18 protein-coding genes are annotated in these 17,396 nt (G+C 57.6%); 11 read left to right on the top strand and 7 right to left on the bottom strand.

The genetic code is table 11. From position 1 onward, the window contains the following. The first annotated feature begins 82 nt into the window (after positions 1 to 82). Positions 83 to 1,000, top strand: a complete 918-nt coding sequence (locus KHO07_RS14205) for an AraC family transcriptional regulator (RefSeq protein WP_244858293.1) — start codon at positions 83 to 85, stop codon at positions 998 to 1,000. A 104-nt stretch (positions 1,001 to 1,104) separates the two neighbouring features. Here the strand turns inward: KHO07_RS14205 and KHO07_RS14200 are convergent, their stop codons facing one another. Together KHO07_RS14200 and KHO07_RS14195 are read right to left on the bottom strand one after the other, a co-directional pair. Beyond that, the gene (locus tag KHO07_RS14200; protein WP_212627535.1) at positions 1,105 to 1,881 is read right to left on the bottom strand and encodes an alpha/beta hydrolase; all 777 of its coding nucleotides are present in this window, start codon (positions 1,879 to 1,881) and stop codon (positions 1,105 to 1,107) included. A gap of 293 nt (positions 1,882 to 2,174) precedes the next feature. Continuing rightward, on the bottom strand, positions 2,175 to 3,077 hold the full coding sequence (locus KHO07_RS14195) for an AraC family transcriptional regulator (RefSeq protein WP_212627534.1): 903 nt from the start codon (positions 3,075 to 3,077) through the stop codon (positions 2,175 to 2,177). A 259-nt stretch (positions 3,078 to 3,336) separates the two neighbouring features. On the opposite strand from KHO07_RS14195, the gene rclC reads away from it, so the two are divergent. The 9 genes from rclC to KHO07_RS14150 all read left to right on the top strand — a co-directional run bounded on the left by rclC (position 3,337) and on the right by KHO07_RS14150 (position 12,590). Then, positions 3,337 to 3,912 (top strand): reactive chlorine resistance membrane protein RclC, encoded by a 576-nt coding sequence (gene rclC, locus KHO07_RS14190; protein ID WP_150732913.1) that lies wholly within the window; start codon positions 3,337 to 3,339, stop codon positions 3,910 to 3,912. Positions 3,913 to 4,061: 149 nt separating this feature from the next. Further along, positions 4,062 to 4,295, top strand: coding sequence for a hypothetical protein (locus KHO07_RS14185; RefSeq protein ID WP_212627533.1), 234 nt, complete (start codon positions 4,062 to 4,064; stop codon positions 4,293 to 4,295). A gap of 46 nt (positions 4,296 to 4,341) precedes the next feature. Further along, entirely contained in the window at positions 4,342 to 5,703 is a 1,362-nt protein-coding gene (gene gorA / locus KHO07_RS14180) for a glutathione-disulfide reductase (RefSeq protein ID WP_212627532.1), read from the top strand. A 96-nt stretch (positions 5,704 to 5,799) separates the two neighbouring features. Continuing rightward, entirely contained in the window at positions 5,800 to 6,684 is an 885-nt protein-coding gene (gene cynR / locus KHO07_RS14175; protein WP_212627531.1) for a transcriptional regulator CynR, read from the top strand. A 141-nt stretch (positions 6,685 to 6,825) separates the two neighbouring features. After that, positions 6,826 to 7,455 carry a glutathione S-transferase gene (locus tag KHO07_RS14170; protein ID WP_150732917.1) on the top strand — a complete coding sequence of 210 codons (630 nt, stop codon included), beginning with the start codon at positions 6,826 to 6,828 and terminating at the stop codon, positions 7,453 to 7,455. A 205-nt stretch (positions 7,456 to 7,660) separates the two neighbouring features. Further along, entirely contained in the window at positions 7,661 to 8,581 is a 921-nt protein-coding gene (locus tag KHO07_RS14165; protein WP_212627530.1) for a LysR substrate-binding domain-containing protein, read from the top strand. Next, a complete protein-coding gene (locus tag KHO07_RS14160; protein WP_212627529.1) occupies positions 8,581 to 9,492 on the top strand; it encodes a LysR family transcriptional regulator in 912 nt (303 codons plus the stop codon). Before KHO07_RS14165 ends, KHO07_RS14160 begins: the two co-directional genes overlap by 1 nt. Positions 9,493 to 9,689: 197 nt before the next feature. Then, positions 9,690 to 10,313: a DJ-1/PfpI family protein gene (locus KHO07_RS14155; RefSeq protein WP_212627528.1), complete on the top strand. Its 624-nt coding sequence runs from the start codon at positions 9,690 to 9,692 to the stop codon at positions 10,311 to 10,313. Between the two features lie 204 nt (positions 10,314 to 10,517). After that, complete coding sequence (locus tag KHO07_RS14150) at positions 10,518 to 12,590, top strand: pyridoxamine 5'-phosphate oxidase family protein (RefSeq protein WP_212627527.1); 2,073 nt, start codon at positions 10,518 to 10,520, stop codon at positions 12,588 to 12,590. Between the two features lie 17 nt (positions 12,591 to 12,607). Here KHO07_RS14150 and grxC read toward each other — a convergent pair whose 3' ends face one another. The 5 genes from grxC to KHO07_RS14125 all read right to left on the bottom strand — a co-directional run bounded on the left by grxC (position 12,608) and on the right by KHO07_RS14125 (position 15,740). After that, positions 12,608 to 12,871: a glutaredoxin 3 gene (grxC, locus tag KHO07_RS14145; RefSeq protein ID WP_212627526.1), complete on the bottom strand. Its 264-nt coding sequence runs from the start codon at positions 12,869 to 12,871 to the stop codon at positions 12,608 to 12,610. A gap of 30 nt (positions 12,872 to 12,901) precedes the next feature. Continuing rightward, on the bottom strand, positions 12,902 to 13,564 hold the full coding sequence (locus KHO07_RS14140) for a carbonic anhydrase (RefSeq protein ID WP_212627525.1): 663 nt from the start codon (positions 13,562 to 13,564) through the stop codon (positions 12,902 to 12,904). Positions 13,565 to 13,600: 36 nt separating this feature from the next. Next, the gene (locus tag KHO07_RS14135) at positions 13,601 to 13,849 is read right to left on the bottom strand and encodes a DUF2790 domain-containing protein (RefSeq protein WP_212627524.1); all 249 of its coding nucleotides are present in this window, start codon (positions 13,847 to 13,849) and stop codon (positions 13,601 to 13,603) included. Positions 13,850 to 13,952: 103 nt separating this feature from the next. Then, the gene (gene cynS, locus KHO07_RS14130; protein ID WP_075944500.1) at positions 13,953 to 14,420 is read right to left on the bottom strand and encodes a cyanase; all 468 of its coding nucleotides are present in this window, start codon (positions 14,418 to 14,420) and stop codon (positions 13,953 to 13,955) included. 417 nt (positions 14,421 to 14,837) lie between these two features. Next, positions 14,838 to 15,740, bottom strand: a complete 903-nt coding sequence (locus KHO07_RS14125) for a LysR family transcriptional regulator (protein WP_191625126.1) — start codon at positions 15,738 to 15,740, stop codon at positions 14,838 to 14,840. Positions 15,741 to 15,862: 122 nt separating this feature from the next. Between KHO07_RS14125 and KHO07_RS14120 the strand changes: the two genes are divergently transcribed. Further along, entirely contained in the window at positions 15,863 to 17,293 is a 1,431-nt protein-coding gene (locus tag KHO07_RS14120) for an aldehyde dehydrogenase family protein (protein ID WP_085702110.1), read from the top strand. Positions 17,294 to 17,396: the final 103 nt, after the last annotated feature.

Genomic DNA, 17,396 nt, shown 5'->3' with positions numbered 1-17,396 from the left:
AGTATCCTTGGTGGGTATCGGAGGACACCATTCTTCTCTAAGCTCAGCGGACGAAACAGGTCAATTAATCCGGATTTCTATCTTGATCATCCAAAATCCCACCTCCGATCCGTTATCCGATGTGTTAGCCCTGGCGGGCTTGCGCACTGCTTGTTCCGTGCGTTTAGAAGCCGGCGGAGACTGGGCCTTACGTTTTCGTCCTATCGAGTTGAAATTCAACGTAGTACGCCGTGGCGAGTGTTGGCTGATCATGCCCGACATGCCGCCCTGTCTTTTGCGTACAGGTGACTGCTTCGTGGTCACTCGAACCCCATTCATATTGGCCAGCGCGCCGGGAGTCGAACCTATAGACGCCGCTGAGATCTTTTCTCACGCGGGTGCCTCAGCAACATTTGGTGCGGGTGACACTGTAGAGCTACTGGGCGGCAGCGTTTCTCTTTGCAATCCAGGGGCCGTCGACCTGATCGATCTGTTGCCGTCAGTAGTCATCATCCAGGCCAAGTCTGGAGCTGCATCCTCTTTTGCCTGGTTGCTCGATGAACTTGATCGCGAGTGGCAGTCCAGTCAGGTGGGCGCGTACGCAATGTGCAATGATCTTCTGCGGCTGATCTTTGTGCACGCGCTACGACATCACATCACGACCGCCGATGCGGCTTCTCTGAATTGGTTAAGTGGCCTGCGAGAACCCGCTACCGCGGTGGTGCTTCGAGCAATTCACAACCAGCCCGAAAAAATATGGCGCCTCGATGAAATGGCGAACATCGCCTGTATGTCCCGCTCCAGCTTTGCGGCGTTGTTCAAGACGCGAGTGGGTCAGTCTCCCGTGGAATATGCCACTCGTTGGCGGATGCGGGTGGCGGCGTCTCGCTTGCGCAACAGTGTCGATAGCGTCTCGACGATTGCCGCCTCGCTAGGTTATCTGTCCGATGCCGCCTTCGGCGTCGCGTTCCGACGCGTTCATGGCACATCGCCGGGAAGATACCGGCGCGATTGTGAGTAATTCGTCGACCACATTGTCGAGGGGCTGCAAGTGCATCCGGCCTTTCGACCGGATGCTCGTCGAACGATTACCGTGACCGCCCCAATGACGGTTGCAAGCATTCGTCATTGGGCAGTGGCAGCCGCTTCAATCAAGCTGGCAACAACCTTCGGATTGGATACCATCACGACATGGGATGCGCCTTTGACCGCGACGGTCTTTTTGGCGTGTGCACGTTCAGCCATGAACACCTGAGCTTGCGCAGGGATGTTCTTGTCCTTGTCGCCGTAAACGAACCATGAAGGAATGGTTTTCCACGCGGGCTCACTCGACTTTTCGTTGAGCGCCTCTGCGGTCACAGGACGTTGGGTCGCAGCCATCAACTTGGCGTCGGCGTACGACACGTCTGCGGCGAACTGATCGTGAAACTTGTCTTGTTGGATGTAGAGGTCCTTGCCACCATCGGCCAACTCAACCGGAGGTGCCAGGGTTGGGCCCAGTGTGTTACCGAGGAAGCGACCCGCCAGGTCAGCAGTGGATTCACCTGCATCGGGTGCAATCGCAGCGACGTAGACCAAGGCTTTGACGTTGGCATTTCCGTAGGCAGCTTCACTGATGACCGGACCGCCATAGGAGTGCCCGACCAAGACAACCGGGGTCTTGATGCTCGCCAACACATCAGCGACAGACTGTGCGTCGCCCTTGAGCGAGCGAAGCGGGTTAGAGGCTGCGATCACCGGATAGCCGTCCTTTTCCAGAATCTTGACCACACCGTTCCAACTGCTGGAGTCGGCGAAAGCGCCGTGCACCAACACAACGGTTGGTTTGACCGGAGCGGCCATTGCAGCTGTCGAACCGATCATGGTTGCTGCGAGAGCAAGGCCTGCAAATAACTGTTTCATCGAATGTTCCTGTGTATAGAAGATTGACGCAGTCAGGCTAATTTGAAACGGGTGCGGAAGGGTCTGCGCTTTGATCGGCAGGGAGTTGGCGCAACGTCTATAGAGCGTTTCAGAACCTTTTTTGCGCCGTCAAGAAGCCCATGGGTCATCGAGCATAGACATCCGTTACCTGTTACGAATCGATCGACTGCGGGGGCCATGGTCTTCTTGTATCAATTGCGTGAGAACGGCCAAAAAGGACAATCTAATATTTCACCGTGTGAAATGCCCGGGGCTTGGGCCAAAGGGATACGCTAAATTTCGCGACGCAGTTTCCCCGGCGCTTCCCCGTAAAACGCCTTGAATTTCTTGCTGAAGGCCGACTGCGACTGGTAACCGACGTGTAAGGCAATATCGCTCAACCCCAGATGGGAGTGGCTCAGCAGATTGAACGCCAACTCCATGCGGACCTGGGTCAACAGCACCCAGGGTGATGCACCGGCCACCCGTGCGAAGGCGCGCAGGAAAGTTGCCCGGGACATGCTCGCCATTTCTGCCAGACCTTCAATGGTCCACTCGAATGCGGGGTCGGCCAGCATCGCCTGCCAGGCGCGTCCGAGGCGTTTATCGCTGAGCAAGGCCAATGAGCCGGTGGTCTGGCCATCGCTTGCCAGGTGTGCTCGCAGGATGAGGGTGAACAGCGCCTGGGATAGCGCGTCGAGCATGAATCTGGAGCAGACCTGGCCGCCATCCGCTTCGCCACGCAGCATCTCTACCAGCGCAGGCAACTGCCCATTGGCGGTGGACGGGATGAACAAATACTCGGGCAGCGCGGCAAACAGCAGTGACGTGCGATTGAAGTGAAACCCGCCACAGAGCATGTCGAAGTCGCGACTTGCCCCGCCGATACGATGAATCGGCACCCCACCATCACCACCACCGGTGACTGTCGGCACGGTCGGCGCTACCGTTTTACCGGGACTGTGCATCACATGCGGCACGCCTCGTGGAAGCAGCAGAATATCTCCGGGCTTCATGGGTACGCGCTGACCATCAGGAAAATCTACCCGGCACTCACCCGCCAGCACAATGTGATAGGGCGCCTTGCCCAAAGCTTCTTGCTCATGCTCGCGTGCCCATTCCCCCTCGAATTGGCAGCGCAAATCCAGGCTCCCGCGAACATTGGCCAAGCTGATGAGTTTATCGATTGAGTTCATGTTGAGTCTTTCGCAATAAAAGCCGAGCCGATTGAACAAACCCGGATCGCGCCACTGGAGAAGCATTCGATACGTTGAAAAAAAGGAGTCCGATATTGCGTTCACAATAAGCCCCGGCCCCGTAAAGCGCCGGGTTTTTTATGTCATTGAACCGAAGTCACGTTGAGATGATCAAGCAACAACTTGAGCATGACGAACAAAAGCACCGTTCGCCAAACCCGCAGACTGGCTCCCACATTCAATGTACTGGAGAAGTCTCATGCTCACCTCATTTGCAACCTGGTTACGGTTCCTCAGTAAAGTGGATACCTTTGGCGCTTCGCTCATGCGGCTGGCAATTGGCATCGTTTTCCTGTGGATCGGCGCACTCAAATTCGTCCCGTACGAGGCCGATAGCATCACACCATTTGTCGCCAACAGCCCCTTCATGTCGTTCTTCTACGAACACCCGCAAGAGTACAAGGCGCACCTGACCCATGAAGGCGAACTGAACGCGGACAAGCGCGCCTGGCAGACAGCCAACAACACCTACGGGTTTTCGACCGGTCTGGGCATTGTCGAACTTCTGATTGGGCTGTTGGTGCTGTCCAACCCGATCTCACGACGCACCGGCTTGCTCGGTGGTGCGTTGGCTTTCGGTACGCCGCTGGTGACTTTGAGCTTTCTGATCACCACGCCCGAAGCCTGGGTGGGTGCCCTGGGCGACGCTCAGCACGGTTTTCCCTACCTGTCCGGTGGCGGTCGCCTGGTGCTTAAAGACGTATTGATGCTGGCAGGTTCTCTGACTGTGATGGCCGACTCCGCCCGCCATCTGCTCAGGGAAAGGCGCGCATGAGCCATCAACGCCTCGCTGGATAATTTCACTCAGCACAATTAAGTCATGACATCCCTGCTGGTTCTCTAATTGCCCATAGATGGTGAGACTGAACCCAGAAGCCTTTACCCATTTCGGGTTAATGCAGTGTCCATTCGGGGAGTCTCCACATGATTGATGTTGCTCATTCCTGCGACGGTAACCCTTGGCTGGAGACTTCAGCCATGACCCCTGGCGAATACGAAGGTGGTTTTTTGCTGCCCCAATTGATGGGCGCGCTGGCCAGCGAATCCAGAGCCGCGCCTGTCATGCACAGATCCAATACCCACCAGAACAAGGTTTCGGTCTTGAAACGCTGTGTGCCGATTTTGCGTGCATTGAAACTTCGTTTTTCTGCCCTTTAACGATGGTTGGCCACACCTGTGCTGTGCGACCTTGCAGAGAATTGAGATGACCTACGACTTTGATTTATTTGTGATTGGTGCAGGTTCCGGCGGTGTCCGTGCCGCGCGTTTTGCCTCAGGGTTCGGCGCGAAAGTGGCGGTTGCCGAAAGTCGCTACCTCGGTGGTACCTGCGTGAATGTCGGTTGCGTGCCAAAGAAACTAATGGTCTACGGCTCCCATTTTGCCGACGACTTCGAACAGGCCGAGGGTTTTGGCTGGACGCCCGGCAAGGCGCAATTCGACTGGGGAAAATTGATCTCCAATAAGAACCGCGAGATCGAACGACTCAACGGGGTTTACCGCACATTGCTGATCAACAGCGGCGTGACCTTGCTCGAAGGTCATGCACGGCTGACCGATGCCCATCACGTCGAAATCAACGGCCTTCGTTACAGTGCCGAACGCATCCTGATCGCCACCGGTGGCTGGCCACAGATTCCGGATATTCCGGGTCGCGAGCATGCCATCACCTCCAATGAAGCCTTTTTTCTCACGCAACTGCCCAAACGGGTTTTGGTGGTCGGTGGCGGATACATCGCCGTCGAATTTGCCGGGATCTTTAATGGCCTGGGTGCCGACACCAGTCTTCTGTATCGCGGTGATCTATTCCTGCGCGGGTTTGATAAATCGGTTCGTACGCACCTTGTGCAAGAGCTGACCAAACGCGGTCTGCAATTGCAGTTCAACACCGATATCGTGCAAATCGACAAACAGGCGGATGGCAGTCTGCTGGCGACGCTCAACGACGGTCGTCAACTGGAGACCGACAGCATTTTCTACGCCACTGGCCGGCGGCCGATGCTTGACAATCTGGGGCTGGAAAATACCCGTGTCGAACTCAATGACAAAGGTTACATAGACGTCAACGACAACTTCGAAACCCGCGAGCCATCGATTCTGGCATTGGGTGATGTGATAGGGCGGGTGCAATTGACCCCGGTCGCCACGGCGGAAGGCATGGCGGTCGCGCGTCGCCTGTTCAAACCTGAAGACTATCGCCCGGTGGATTACCGCCACATACCCACGGCGGTATTCAGCCAGCCCAACATTGGCACCGTAGGATTGACTGAGGAACAAGCGCTGCAAAATGGCCATAAAATATTGGTATTCGAGAGCCGATTCAAACCGATGAAACTAACCCTCACGCAGTCGTCCGAGCAGACGCTGATGAAGCTGGTGGTGGATGCCCGGACGGATCGCGTGTTGGGCGCGCACATGGTCGGCCCCGATGCTGGAGACATCATTCAAGGGCTGGCCATCGCGCTCAAAGCGGGGGCCACCAAGCGCCTGTTTGACGAAACCATCGGTGTGCACCCAACCTCGGCGGAAGAATTTGTGACGCTGCGAACACCTGTCACCGACAGATAACGGCAGCCGGCCACTCTTGTGTCGTTGGTTCGATAGCGACCAAGACCGATATACAATGCAGCGCATAAGCAGGGCCTATTGAGGGGGGGGAATCCCATGCTGCTCCGACACTTGCGATATTTGTTGGCGGTCGCCGATAACGGCGGCTTTACCCGCGCTGCCGAGGCGTTGCATGTTTCCCAACCCACCTTGTCGCAACAGATCCGGCAGCTGGAAGATACGCTTGGCGTTGTGCTGTTCGACCGGACCTCACGCACGGTCAAACCGACTGATGCGGGGCAAGCCTACATCGAATGCGCCCGTCGCGTATTGGTAGAGCTGGAAGCTGGCAAGCGCGCACTGCACGATGTGAAGGATCTGTCACGCGGCACCCTGCGCCTGGCCATGACACCCACCTTCATGGCGTATCTGGCAGGACCGCTGATGCGCGACTACCTGGCACTCTATCCCAATATCCATCTGGAGATCTCTGAACTCTCCATGGCCGATATCGAAACCGGCCTGGCGGAGGATTCACTGGATATCGCCATTGCGTTTGATGAGGTGAGAAACCCGGACATCGAAACCATCCCGGCTTTTGTTGAAATCCTGGGGCTTGTGGTGGGGCGCGATCACCCGTTATACGACTGGAAGAAACCCCTGACCGCCGAGCAGGTCGCGCAACTGAACTTCGCGTTGCTGACTCCCGACTTCGCCACCCGGGTCTGTATTGACGAATACTTCGCCAAGACGCAGATCACCCCTAACGTGGTGATCGAGGTCAACTCGGTCAACACTTTGCTGGAAGTCATGCGGCACACGGCGGTCGCCACGATGCTTCCAGAACCCATCGCTACCCAGGACCGCGCCCTGCGCAGGATCGCGCTGCTGGACAAGGGGCCACAGCGTGGAGCCGCCTTGTTGCGGCGCAAAAACAACTACCACAGCGCAGCGTCAGTTGCCTTTATGGAGTTGATGCTGGGTGAATCGGTGCCTCGCTAGGCTCGAAAAAAAGCGATGATCATTACATGCAATGAAATGCTGGATTGTAATTGGTGGTCATTCCGCTGTTTATGAGAGGAGGGCAAGATGACTCCATCGACGCGATGACCGGGTCGAACTCAAAAACAATCGGAGTACGTCATGTCCCAGCAAGCGATCAAACTTTATCGTCACCCGCTGTCTGGTCACTCTCATCGGGTCGAATTGATGCTGTCCCTGCTCGGCCTGCCGACGGAATTGGTATTTGTAGATCTGATGAAAGGCGCACACAAAGCGCCTGAGTTCCTGGCCCTGAACCGCTTTGGCCAAGTGCCGGTGCTCGATGATAGCGGCACCGTCTTGGCGGACTCCAACGCCATCGTGGTTTATCTCGCCACCAAATATGGCAAGGGACAATGGCTGCCGACCGATCCGGTAGAGCAAGCCAAGGTTCAACGCTGGTTGTCGGTGGCCGCCGGTCAAATCAGTTCGGGCCCAGCCACCGCGCGATTGATCACCGTGTTCGGTGCCGGTTATGACGCCGAAGAAGCGATCAAACGTTCCCATGCCCTGCTTAACGTCATGGAAGAGGAACTGGGTCAAAGCAGATTCCTGGCCGGCGACAAGCCGACCGTCGCCGATGTTGCCGCCTACACGTACGTGGCCCACGCTCCAGAAGGTAACGTGGCGCTGACTGACTACCCGAATGTACGTGCCTGGTTGAGCAGCATCGAAGCGTTGCCGAACTTCGTTGGCATGCAACGTACCGCCGTAGGCCTACAGGAGGCTTGATTCGATCCTGAAGGAGCTTGCCGGGAGAATACTTCCGGCAAGCTCTTTTTCATGGGTTGCGCAGGTCGCTCAGGATTACTGTCGGTACGTACATCCAGCCCGACGGCGCGTGCGAAAGTCGCTTTGGCCGACGATACTGGCAACCAGGTCTTACCGTCTGAGCGGCCAGACTCGTTGCTGTCCTCTCATAAAGACAGGGTCGACTATGGATCGCTTTCAAGAAATGCAGATATTCATGGCAGTAGCCGAGGAAGAAGGCTTTGCCGCAGCCGCCCGCCGCTTGAACATCTCTCCCCCCAGCGTGACTCGTGCCATCGCCGCGATGGAAGAGCGTATCGGCACACAGCTCCTTTCTCGAACCACTCGCAGCCTGCATCTCACCGAAGCGGGTCAACGCTACCTTGAGGATTGCCGGCGTATCCTCAGTGACATCGACGAAGCGGAAGAGGCGGCGGCTGGCAGTTATTCGATACCGTGCGGGCATTTGACCGTGACCTCGTCGGTGCTGTTTGGCGAGTTGTTCATCGCGCCGCTGCTGGCCGACTACGTGGACCAGTTTCCTTCGGTGCACCTCAATGCCTTGCTGGTGGATCGTGTCGTGAATATGGCTGACGAGGGAATCGATGTGGCTATACGCATCGGCCATTTGCATGAGACTAATCAGCACGCCATCAAAGTCGGGGAAGTACGCCAGGTGATCTGCGGTACCCCCGACTATTTCGAACGCAACGGCAGGCCGCGTCATCCCGGTGAGCTCAGTACCGCCAACATCGTCATGTCTTCGGCCAGCCATTTGCTAAGCGACTGGCAATTCGTCAACGACGGCAACGCACTGAGCTTTCGATTCGAACCGCGATTGGTGGTCACCGCCAATCAGGCCGCGATCAATATCGCCAGCCTGGGCTGGGGCGTTACGCGTGTCCTGTCCTATCAAGTGGCCAACCAGGTGGCGGCAGGCGAACTGGAATTGGTGCTGGAAGACTTCGAACCGCCTGCGCTGCCCATTCAAGTGGTCTACCTCAAGAGCACCCGAATACCGGCGAAGATTCATACCTTCGTGGATTTTCTCGCGGATCGACTCGGCAAGGATTCGGCGCTCAAGGCTGTGGTGAAGGGTTCCAACTGATGGATCGCTACCATGAAATGCTGATGTTCGAAGCATTATCGGAGCGACCCAGCCTGGCTGCTGCGGCCCGTCGTTTGAACGTGTCAGGACCTACGGTCATGCGCGCCATTGCACGGCTGGAGGAGCGTCTCGGCGTTCCGCTGTTGCTTCGAAGTACCCGCGGGGTCTCGCTGACTGAGGCCGGCGCCGGCTTCATGGCCGATTGTTCACGCATTCTCAACGCCATCGAAGACGCAGAGGCTTCGGCCAAGGGCTTGCACGTCCAGGCCAAAGGCAATCTCACGGTGCTGATGCCTTTGCTGTTCAGCCGTTACGTCATGACCTCGATTCTGACGGACTACATGAGTCTTTATCCCGAGGTAAAAGTCTTTGCGCATTACCATGATCATTTTCCGAACATGAATGAAGAGGGCATCGATGTGGCGGTGCTGGTCGGCCATCTGCCCAGTTCGTCATTGATCGCACGACAGGTGGGCCATGTGCGCTCGATGGTATGCAGCAGTCCTGCGTATCTGGCTACTCACGGTGAGCCTGGCGTACCGGAGGATCTGCGTAATCATCGCCTGGTTGCCACCCACGCTTATCGAGATACGGTCCAATGGGACTTTCACCTGAACGGCGAGGTGAATCACTTGAAAGCCCGGACACGGATAAGTTGCGCGACAGTGCAGGCGGCCATCGATGCGACTGCACATGGGGCCGGCATTACCCGCTGCCTGAGCTATCCGTTGTACGAGTATTTGAACACCGGGCGATTGCGCCGTGTATTGCAGCCCTATGAATTACCGGCGCTGCCGGTGCATGTGGTGTACCGCGAGGGACGCAAGGCCTCGATGCGGGTACGCAGTTTCGTCGACCACATCGTCGAGGCCCTGCGCGAGCATCCAGCCATGCAGCCGGATGCTCTCTGAATGTTCACAGCGAATGCAGCAGCGAAGGTCGCTGCTGGGCATACCTGGCAGTCTTCATCACACTGATACAGATGCCTATCGAGCATTTCAGTGAGCGAAATAGTGGATTGTATTTTGTGGTCGTTCTTTGTACGGCGGTTAAGGCAGAGCATAAGCACACACTCTCTCCCATGCTGTACAGCAGAGGTTCATGACCGATGAAACGCGTGCTTATGTTACTGGCCAACGGCGTAGAGCCCTTGGAAATGGCCGCTTTTACCGATGTGCTTGGCTGGGCCAACCTGCTGGGGGATCACCCTGTGGAGCTGCTCAACGCCGGCCTTCGCAGAAAGATCGTGACCACCTTCGGTCTCACGCTCAATCCGAGGTTTTTATTGAGCGATCTGGACGTGGGCAGCTTCGATGCCTTGGCATTGCCAGGTGGTTTTGAGCCGTCGGGTTTTTACGAGGAAGCCCTGAGCGAACCCTTCCTGGCGACCATCCGGCATTTCGTCGAAGCCGGTAAACCCGTTGCCAGCGTATGCGTGTCTTCCGTGTGCCTGGGCGTGGCCGGCGTGCTGCGTAACAGGAACGCCACGACCTACCACCAGGAGGGGGGCAAGCGTAAAAACCAACTACTGGAAACCGGTGCACGCTTTGTCGATCGGCCGGTGGTTGTCGATGACCAGATCATCACTTCAAGTGGGCCAGGCACCGCCACCGAAGTTGCCTTCGCGCTGCTCGAAAAAATAACCAGCGTCGAAAATGCCGCTTTTATTCGCAAGAAAATGCGCTTCGCCACCCCCGACCGTGATTGGTACGAAACGCCGCAAGTGCCCTGAAATGATCCACCCAACTGGAACGGCACTTGAGCGACACCAGCTTGCTCAAGTGCGGGCAGGGGCTGTCTTTGGCTTCATGAGGTTGCAAAGCACAGCGTTGATGAATCCCGGCAATTGCGAATCAGCCCCGGCTACCCGGGATTCAACCATTGCTCGCCGGGCGGCGGGTGAAGGCCACCTGTTCACAAATGCGTAGAGGTGATCATGAATCAATCGGACGCGCCAGGGGCATCCCCTTGGCATGCGGGTGAGCGAGAATTGCAGGAACGCGTCGGCGTCGCCGATCAAATGGAGATATTCGGACGCAAGGTCGTACGTGACCACATGCCTGATCAGCATCGATTGTTTTATAACCAGTTGCCTTACCTGGTGGTGGGCGCTGTCGATGAACAAGGGATGCCTTGGGCCACATTGATCGAAGGCCCACCGGGCTTCATCCATTCACCCGATCCGCGAGTGCTGCAGATCGACCGCCTGCCCGCCGCGGGTGATCCGGTCAGGGCGGCCCTTAAACAGGACGCTGCGGTGGGGCTGCTGGGCATTGACCTGAAGACCCGAAGGCGCAATCGCATGAACGGCAACATCAGTACCGCCTCGTCAGGCGGTTTTGCCGTTTCTGTGGTGCACGCTTTCGGCAACTGCCCGCAATATATTCAGTTACGAGGCGTTGAACCGGTCAGCCTTGGCCAAGCCTCATCGGATGTCGCGGCCGAATGTCTCAGCGAACTCGATGAAGCCGCCAAGGCAGCCATCAGCAAGGCCGATACCTTTTTTATCGCCAGCTACGTCGACCTGGATGGTGATGCATCCCGACGCTCGGTGGACGTTTCGCACCGGGGTGGCAATTCAGGTTTCGTCAGGATCGAAGGCAACGTGCTGACGATTCCCGATTTCGCTGGCAACCTGCATTTCAACACCTTGGGTAATTGCCTGCTCAACCCGCGCGCGGGGCTGGCATTCATCGATTTTGAAACCGGCGACATGCTGCAAGTCAGCGGGCGCACCGAGATCGTTCTCGAAGGGCCGCAGATTGCTGCCTTTCAGGGGGCCGAGCGGCTCTGGACGCTGACCGTGGAACAGGTGGTTCGACGTCAGGCCGTGTTGGCCCTGCGTTGGCGGTTTGAAGGTTTCTCGCCTAACAGCCTGATGACGGGCAGTTGGGAGCAAGCTGAAGGCCGATTGCAAGCCGATAGCCTGCGTGATCAATGGCGGCCGCTGAGGGTGACGCGGATCGTTGACGAGAGCAGTACCATTCGCTCCTTCTACTTTGAACCGGCCGATGGCGCGGGCGTACCTCGGTTCGAGGCTGGCCAACATCTGCCGGTGCGCTTTTGCCTTGCGCAAGGACAGGCGCCTCTGGTCAGGACCTACAGCCTGTCGAGCGCGCCGTCGGACAGTTTTTTCCGCATCAGCGTCAAGCGTGACGGACTTGTCTCGTCCCATCTGCATGACCGCATTCAGGTCGGGGATCTGGTTGAAGCCCGTGCCCCTCAAGGGCGCTTCACGGTGCAAGCCGATGAGTATCGACCGTTGGTTTTACTGGCCGCAGGCGTGGGTGTGACCCCGCTGCTGTCGATGCTGCGTGAAGTGATTTATGAAGGCGAACGGATCCGTCGCACTCGTCCCACCTGGTTCATCCAAAGTGCGCGCAGCCTGGGGGAGCTCGGGTTTCGCGATGAGCTCTACGAACTGGCGACCCGTGCCAAGGATAAAATTCGCGCGCTGCGTCTGCTCAGTCAGCCGGAAACGCATGCTCGCGTTGGTGAGGATTTTGAGGTGGCGGGGCGGGTGGATGTCGAACTGCTCAAGGCATTGCTGCCCCTGGACGATTACGACTTTTACCTGTGTGGCCCTGGTGCTTTTACCCAGGCGCTGTACGACGGCCTGCGTCAGTTGCGTATAGGCGATGATCGTATTCACGCGGAGACTTTCGGTCCTTCGACCCTGGTCCGCCAACGGGATCATTTAACCCCGGCGGTCGAGCAGATACCCGCGGCAAGCAGCCCGGTCAAAGTGCTGTTTTCGGCGTCGGCGAAGGAAGCTCGTTGGGAGCCGGGTGGCGGGAGTTTACTGGAACTGGCCGAGAGCCGTGGCCTGAACCCGGACTTCAGTTGCCGGGGCGGATCCTGCGGTACATGCCGGACCCGGTTAGTCAGTGGTCAAGTGCATTATCTGAACCTGCCGGCTGAGATGCCGGCCGAAGGGGAGGTACTGATTTGCTGTGCGGTGCCAGCGCAAGCCAAGGAGGGCGAGGCCCCCCTGGTGCTGGATTTGTGATTTGGCGTCATCGGTACTCATCCCGCCATGCGCGGGCTGAGTACCACGTCGATGCCGCCTTCGCTTTCAAGTTGAGTCAGGTCATCGAAGCCACCAACGAGCCTATTGCCGAAGAAAATCTGCGGGACCGTACGGCGACCGCTTCGGCTGACCATTTCGTTCTTCACGCCGAGCGGGCGCACATCGATTTCTTTGTACGCAATCCCTTTGCCGTCTAGCAAGCGCTTGGCCTTGCGGCAGTAGGGGCATGTCGTGGTGGTGTACATAGTGACTTCCAGCATGTTCAGTACTCCTGAAAATGACAGGCTGATTCAGGCAACAGCTTTGGCTGGACGGGCATGAACGGCAACGGTGTTCGGATGCTTGACCAGAGACTTGAACGTCTTGTTGTCGGCGTCCAGGGCGTCGATTGAACCGGTCCCGATGTCGTAGACCCAGCCATGCAGATTCACCTGACCTTTTTCCTGAGCCAGTCGCACGCTCGGATGAGTCTGAATGTTGGCCAACTGGGCGATGACGTTTTCACGCACCATCGAACTGACTTTGGCGGCTTCACTGGTGTGAGGACGCGATTCGTTGATGACTTTCGCCGACTCGGCATGTTGCAACCAGCCGGCGACCGCAGGCAGGTGATCCATGCACGTGCACTTGGCGACAGCGGTCATGGCACCGCAATCGGAATGGCCGCAGATCACGATATCGGTCACGCCCAGTACGGCGACAGCGTATTCGACAGTGGCAGACACACCACCGGAATGTGGGCTGTAGGACGGCACGATGTTGCCGGCGTTACGGATCACGAACAGCTCGCCTGGCTCTTGCTGCGTCAGCAGTTCCGGAACAACCCGGCTGTCGGAACAGGTAATGAATAACGTGCCTGGATGTTGTGTGGTGGCCAGGTGTTTGAACAGGTCAGTGCGTTGTGGGAATGCTTCTTTCTGGAACTTCAAGAAACCTTCGATGAGCGCTTTCATGGTGTGTACCTTCAATAAGTTGTGTTTTGGTAACGATCAGTTGGTGCAGCCGCTGCCGATCACGGTGTATTCCAGAACATGGGTTTCACCATGGGAATCGCGGTAGGTCATTTGCACCGGTGTCGGGCCGCAGACATCCGCCGCCGACGTGATATTGACGACCTTGGCGATATCCAGATGCATGCCGTACGCAAATGGAACGGCCTCGGGTGCGACCACGGCTGGCTGGGCGTAGGCCGACAGCGAAGCGGTCAGAGACAGGGCCAGCGACAGAATTTTTCTCATGATGAATCCTCCATTCAAATGTGGTGATTGATCGAAAGGGCTTAGTCGTGTTTTGAAGCAGGCCCGCAAGGCTGCGGGCCGATTTACAGCTGTGGTTGCATCCTTAGAAAGGACGCAGTGGCAGGAACTTGCCGTCGAGGGTGATCACTGCGCGGTGGCCGCCTTCAGGGTCTTCGACTTTCTTCATGTCGAGCTTGAAGTTGATTGCGCTGATAATGCCGTCGCCGAACTGCTCGTGAACCAGGGCTTTCAACGTGGTGCCGTAGATCTGGATCATTTCGTAAAAACGGTAGATGGTCGGGTCGGTCGGGACACCATTGAGGCTGCCACGCAGCGGGATGATTTGCAGGCGGGCCACCGAATCGGCATCCAGCTCCAGTTTTTCACCGATCACTTTGGCAGCGGCTTCAGGCAGCGGGTGCTGGCCGAGGAGGGCGGCGGTGACGTAAGCGAGGCCGAGGCCGGTGCCTTCAGTCACTTGTTCGAAGGACAGATTCTTGCGCGCCTTAGCGTCGAGTATTTTCGCGGTCAGTTCGAGGCTGGTGTCGTTGTAAGCGTGGGACTGTTGCATGGTGTTTCTCCTATCCGGTTTGTTCGGTTGATGTTGCTTGGGTGTGAAGCAATCTTCTGCCGTTTGATCAATAGCGTCCAAGACCGATAAACAATCCTTCGCATAAGTCCTACCTATAGGTGCATCCCGGAGTGCTCACAAACGTTGAAGACTCAGAAACGCTACCGTTGACCTTCAACGGCTACCCGGTTCGGATTGACGTGGCTGAGGAAAGCGTCACCACGCACTCATCGGACCCGAAACGACCACCAGCAATCATTCCTGCGAATCGACACAAGTTCGACGCAAGCCTCAAATATGAAAGTGAATGACTCGACAGCGCAATGACACTCGGCTGTTCCCAGGAGCAAGCGACGCAGGAGGCGGGTTTATATGGGGTATTACAGTTATGTTCGACGATACAAGGGGGCATAAAAATCAACCCACCGTGGGCCGCAACTTCTGCGCCAGTTCAATCAGTGCGCGCAATCGCGCTGGTACGAAGCGATGGCCCGAGTAGTAGAGCCTCAACCCGCCAAATGAAGGGCACCACGGCATCAACACCGGCACCAGTGCGCCGCTTGCCAGTTCATCGACGATGAACCACTCGGAAATAAATCCAATGCCAAGGCCCAACAACACGGCCTGTTTGATGGCCAGCAACTCGTTGGAGGCGAAGCGCACCGGCAGATCCATCTGCAACTTTTGGCCATCACGCTCCAATTCCCACTGGTAGAGGCCACCATGGGCCATGCGCATGCCGATGCTCCGGTGGGTGAGCAGGTCTCGCGGATGCTCGGGTACGCCGTGGCGTTCGAGGTACTCGGGCGTTGCCACCACGAGCATCCGGATGTCACCTGACAGTGCCACGGCGATCATGTCTTGCGGCACAGACTCTGCCAGGCGAATCCCGGCGTCGAAGCCACCGGCGATGATGTCGACCATGCTTGATTCGCTGACGATGTCGATGCGCACTTCGGGATAGCGCTGAGCGTACTGCTTGAGCAGCGGCTCCAGCAGCAGGTAGGCCGCGCCATGCGGCGCATTGATGCGCAATGTGCCGCTGGGTTCATCGGGGCCGACGCTGGCTTCTTCGTCGGCACTTTTGATCTGGGCCAACGCAGGTGCGATGCGTGCCACATAGCGTTGCCCGATGTCGGTGAGGGCAACGCTGCGCGTGGAGCGATTGAACAGGCGAACTTTCAGGCGTGCTTCCAGGCCGGCCACCGCGCTGCTCACGGCGGTAGTGGACATGCCCAACTCCTGTGCTGCGCCGCGAAAACTGCTGCGGCGCGCAACGGCCAGAACCACTTCCAGCTCGGTCATTCCTGTTCTGTGCATGGATAGTCCTGAATATAGGGATTCTTCATAAGCCAAAAGATGGCTTATCGGAATAATGAACCCTTCTTAGACTTCATCACAGAGGCTCGCTTCGGGCGAGTCATTTTGAGCGAGGAGTCGCCATGCAACGCGTTGAACATATCTACATCAACGGTGAGTTCGTCATTCCACACGGTCAGGAGTGGTTCGACCTTCATAACCCGAGCACCGAAGAAGTTATCGGGCAGGTTCGGCTGGGCGATGCACTTGACGCACAGCGTGCGATCGCCGCCGCCAAGGTTGCGTTCCCGGCGTGGGCTCGTACTGGCCGGGAGGAGCGCATTGCGGCACTGCAACGGATGCACCGGGCCATGGCGGCAAGGGAGGAAGAACTGCTGGAGGCCATCCTCGTGGAATACGGCGCACCGTCGGTTCGCGGGCGGTGGATGGCGACTTATCCGGCTGATGTGATCGCCCAAGCAATCGATGCACTGGAAACGTTCGATTTCGAGGAACAGGTCGGCATGGCCAGGGTGATTCTGACGCCCGTGGGCGTGACCGGTCTGATCACACCCTGGAACAGCAATGCGGGCTTCATTTGCAACAAACTGGCCACCGCGCTGGCGGCAGGCTGCACTGCCGTCATCAAACCCAGCGAGATGAGCGCGCTACAGACGCAAGTCGTGGTCAGGGCGTTGCACGAAGCGGGGCTGCCACCGGGTGTTTTCAATATCGTCAACGGACGGGGTGATGTGGTTGGCGAGGAGATCGCCCGACATCCCGACGTTGCCAAGATCTCGTTCACGGGGTCGTCCGCTATCGGCCAACATCTGGTAAAAGCCGGTGCTGACACCATGAAGCGCGTGACGCTTGAACTCGGCGGAAAGTCGCCCACCGTGGTGCTTGATGATGCGGATTTTCAGGCCGTCATGCCGCTGGTGCTGCAAGCGGGATTTCTCAACAGCGGCCAGGCTTGCATCGCAGGCACTCGCATTCTCGTGCCGCGCAGTCGGTTGGCAGAGTTCGAGCGGATTGCGAAGGAGGGTGTCGCACAGATTCAATCGGGCGATCCACGCAACGCCGACACTGACATCGGTCCGATGGTGAGCCAGAAACAATGGGAACGGGTGCAGCGCTACATCCGTATCGGCCAGGAAGAAGGCGCGAGGTTGCTGGCGGGTGGCGAAGGTCGCCCGGAAGGCTTGCACGCCGGATGGTTCGTGAAGCCCACGATCTTCACTGATGCCAACAACCGGATGCGCATCGCGCGTGAGGAAATCTTCGGCCCCGTGCTGACGATCATCCCCTACGAGGATGATGCTGATGCGATCAGCATTGCCAACGATACGGACTATGGACTGAGCGCCCTGGTGCTGGGAAAAAGCTCCCAACGTTGTATGAACGTCGCCCGGCAGATCGATTCGGGGCGCGTGCTCATCAACACGCTGGCCCACGAACCACGTGCCCCCTTCGGTGGATTCAAGCATTCAGGCCTTGGGCGCGAAATGGGCAGGTGGGGGATGAGCGCGTATTTGGAGCCGAAGACGTTGATCAGGTATGACCCGTTGAAATGACTGGGTCAGGTCCCTGTCTGGGAGCACTAGATGGGGATGGGCAGTTAGCGTCCGCTAATGGCCGATTGCTATCCGTCGCGAAAGGCTGAAAACGGCCAGGAAC

The organism is Pseudomonas sp. PP3, assembly GCF_905336995.1.
In the GTDB taxonomy this organism is placed as follows: domain Bacteria; phylum Pseudomonadota; class Gammaproteobacteria; order Pseudomonadales; family Pseudomonadaceae; genus Aquipseudomonas; species Aquipseudomonas reinekei.
Note: the sequence above shows the minus strand (reverse complement) of the source record. Positions and strands in the feature narration are given on the sequence as shown.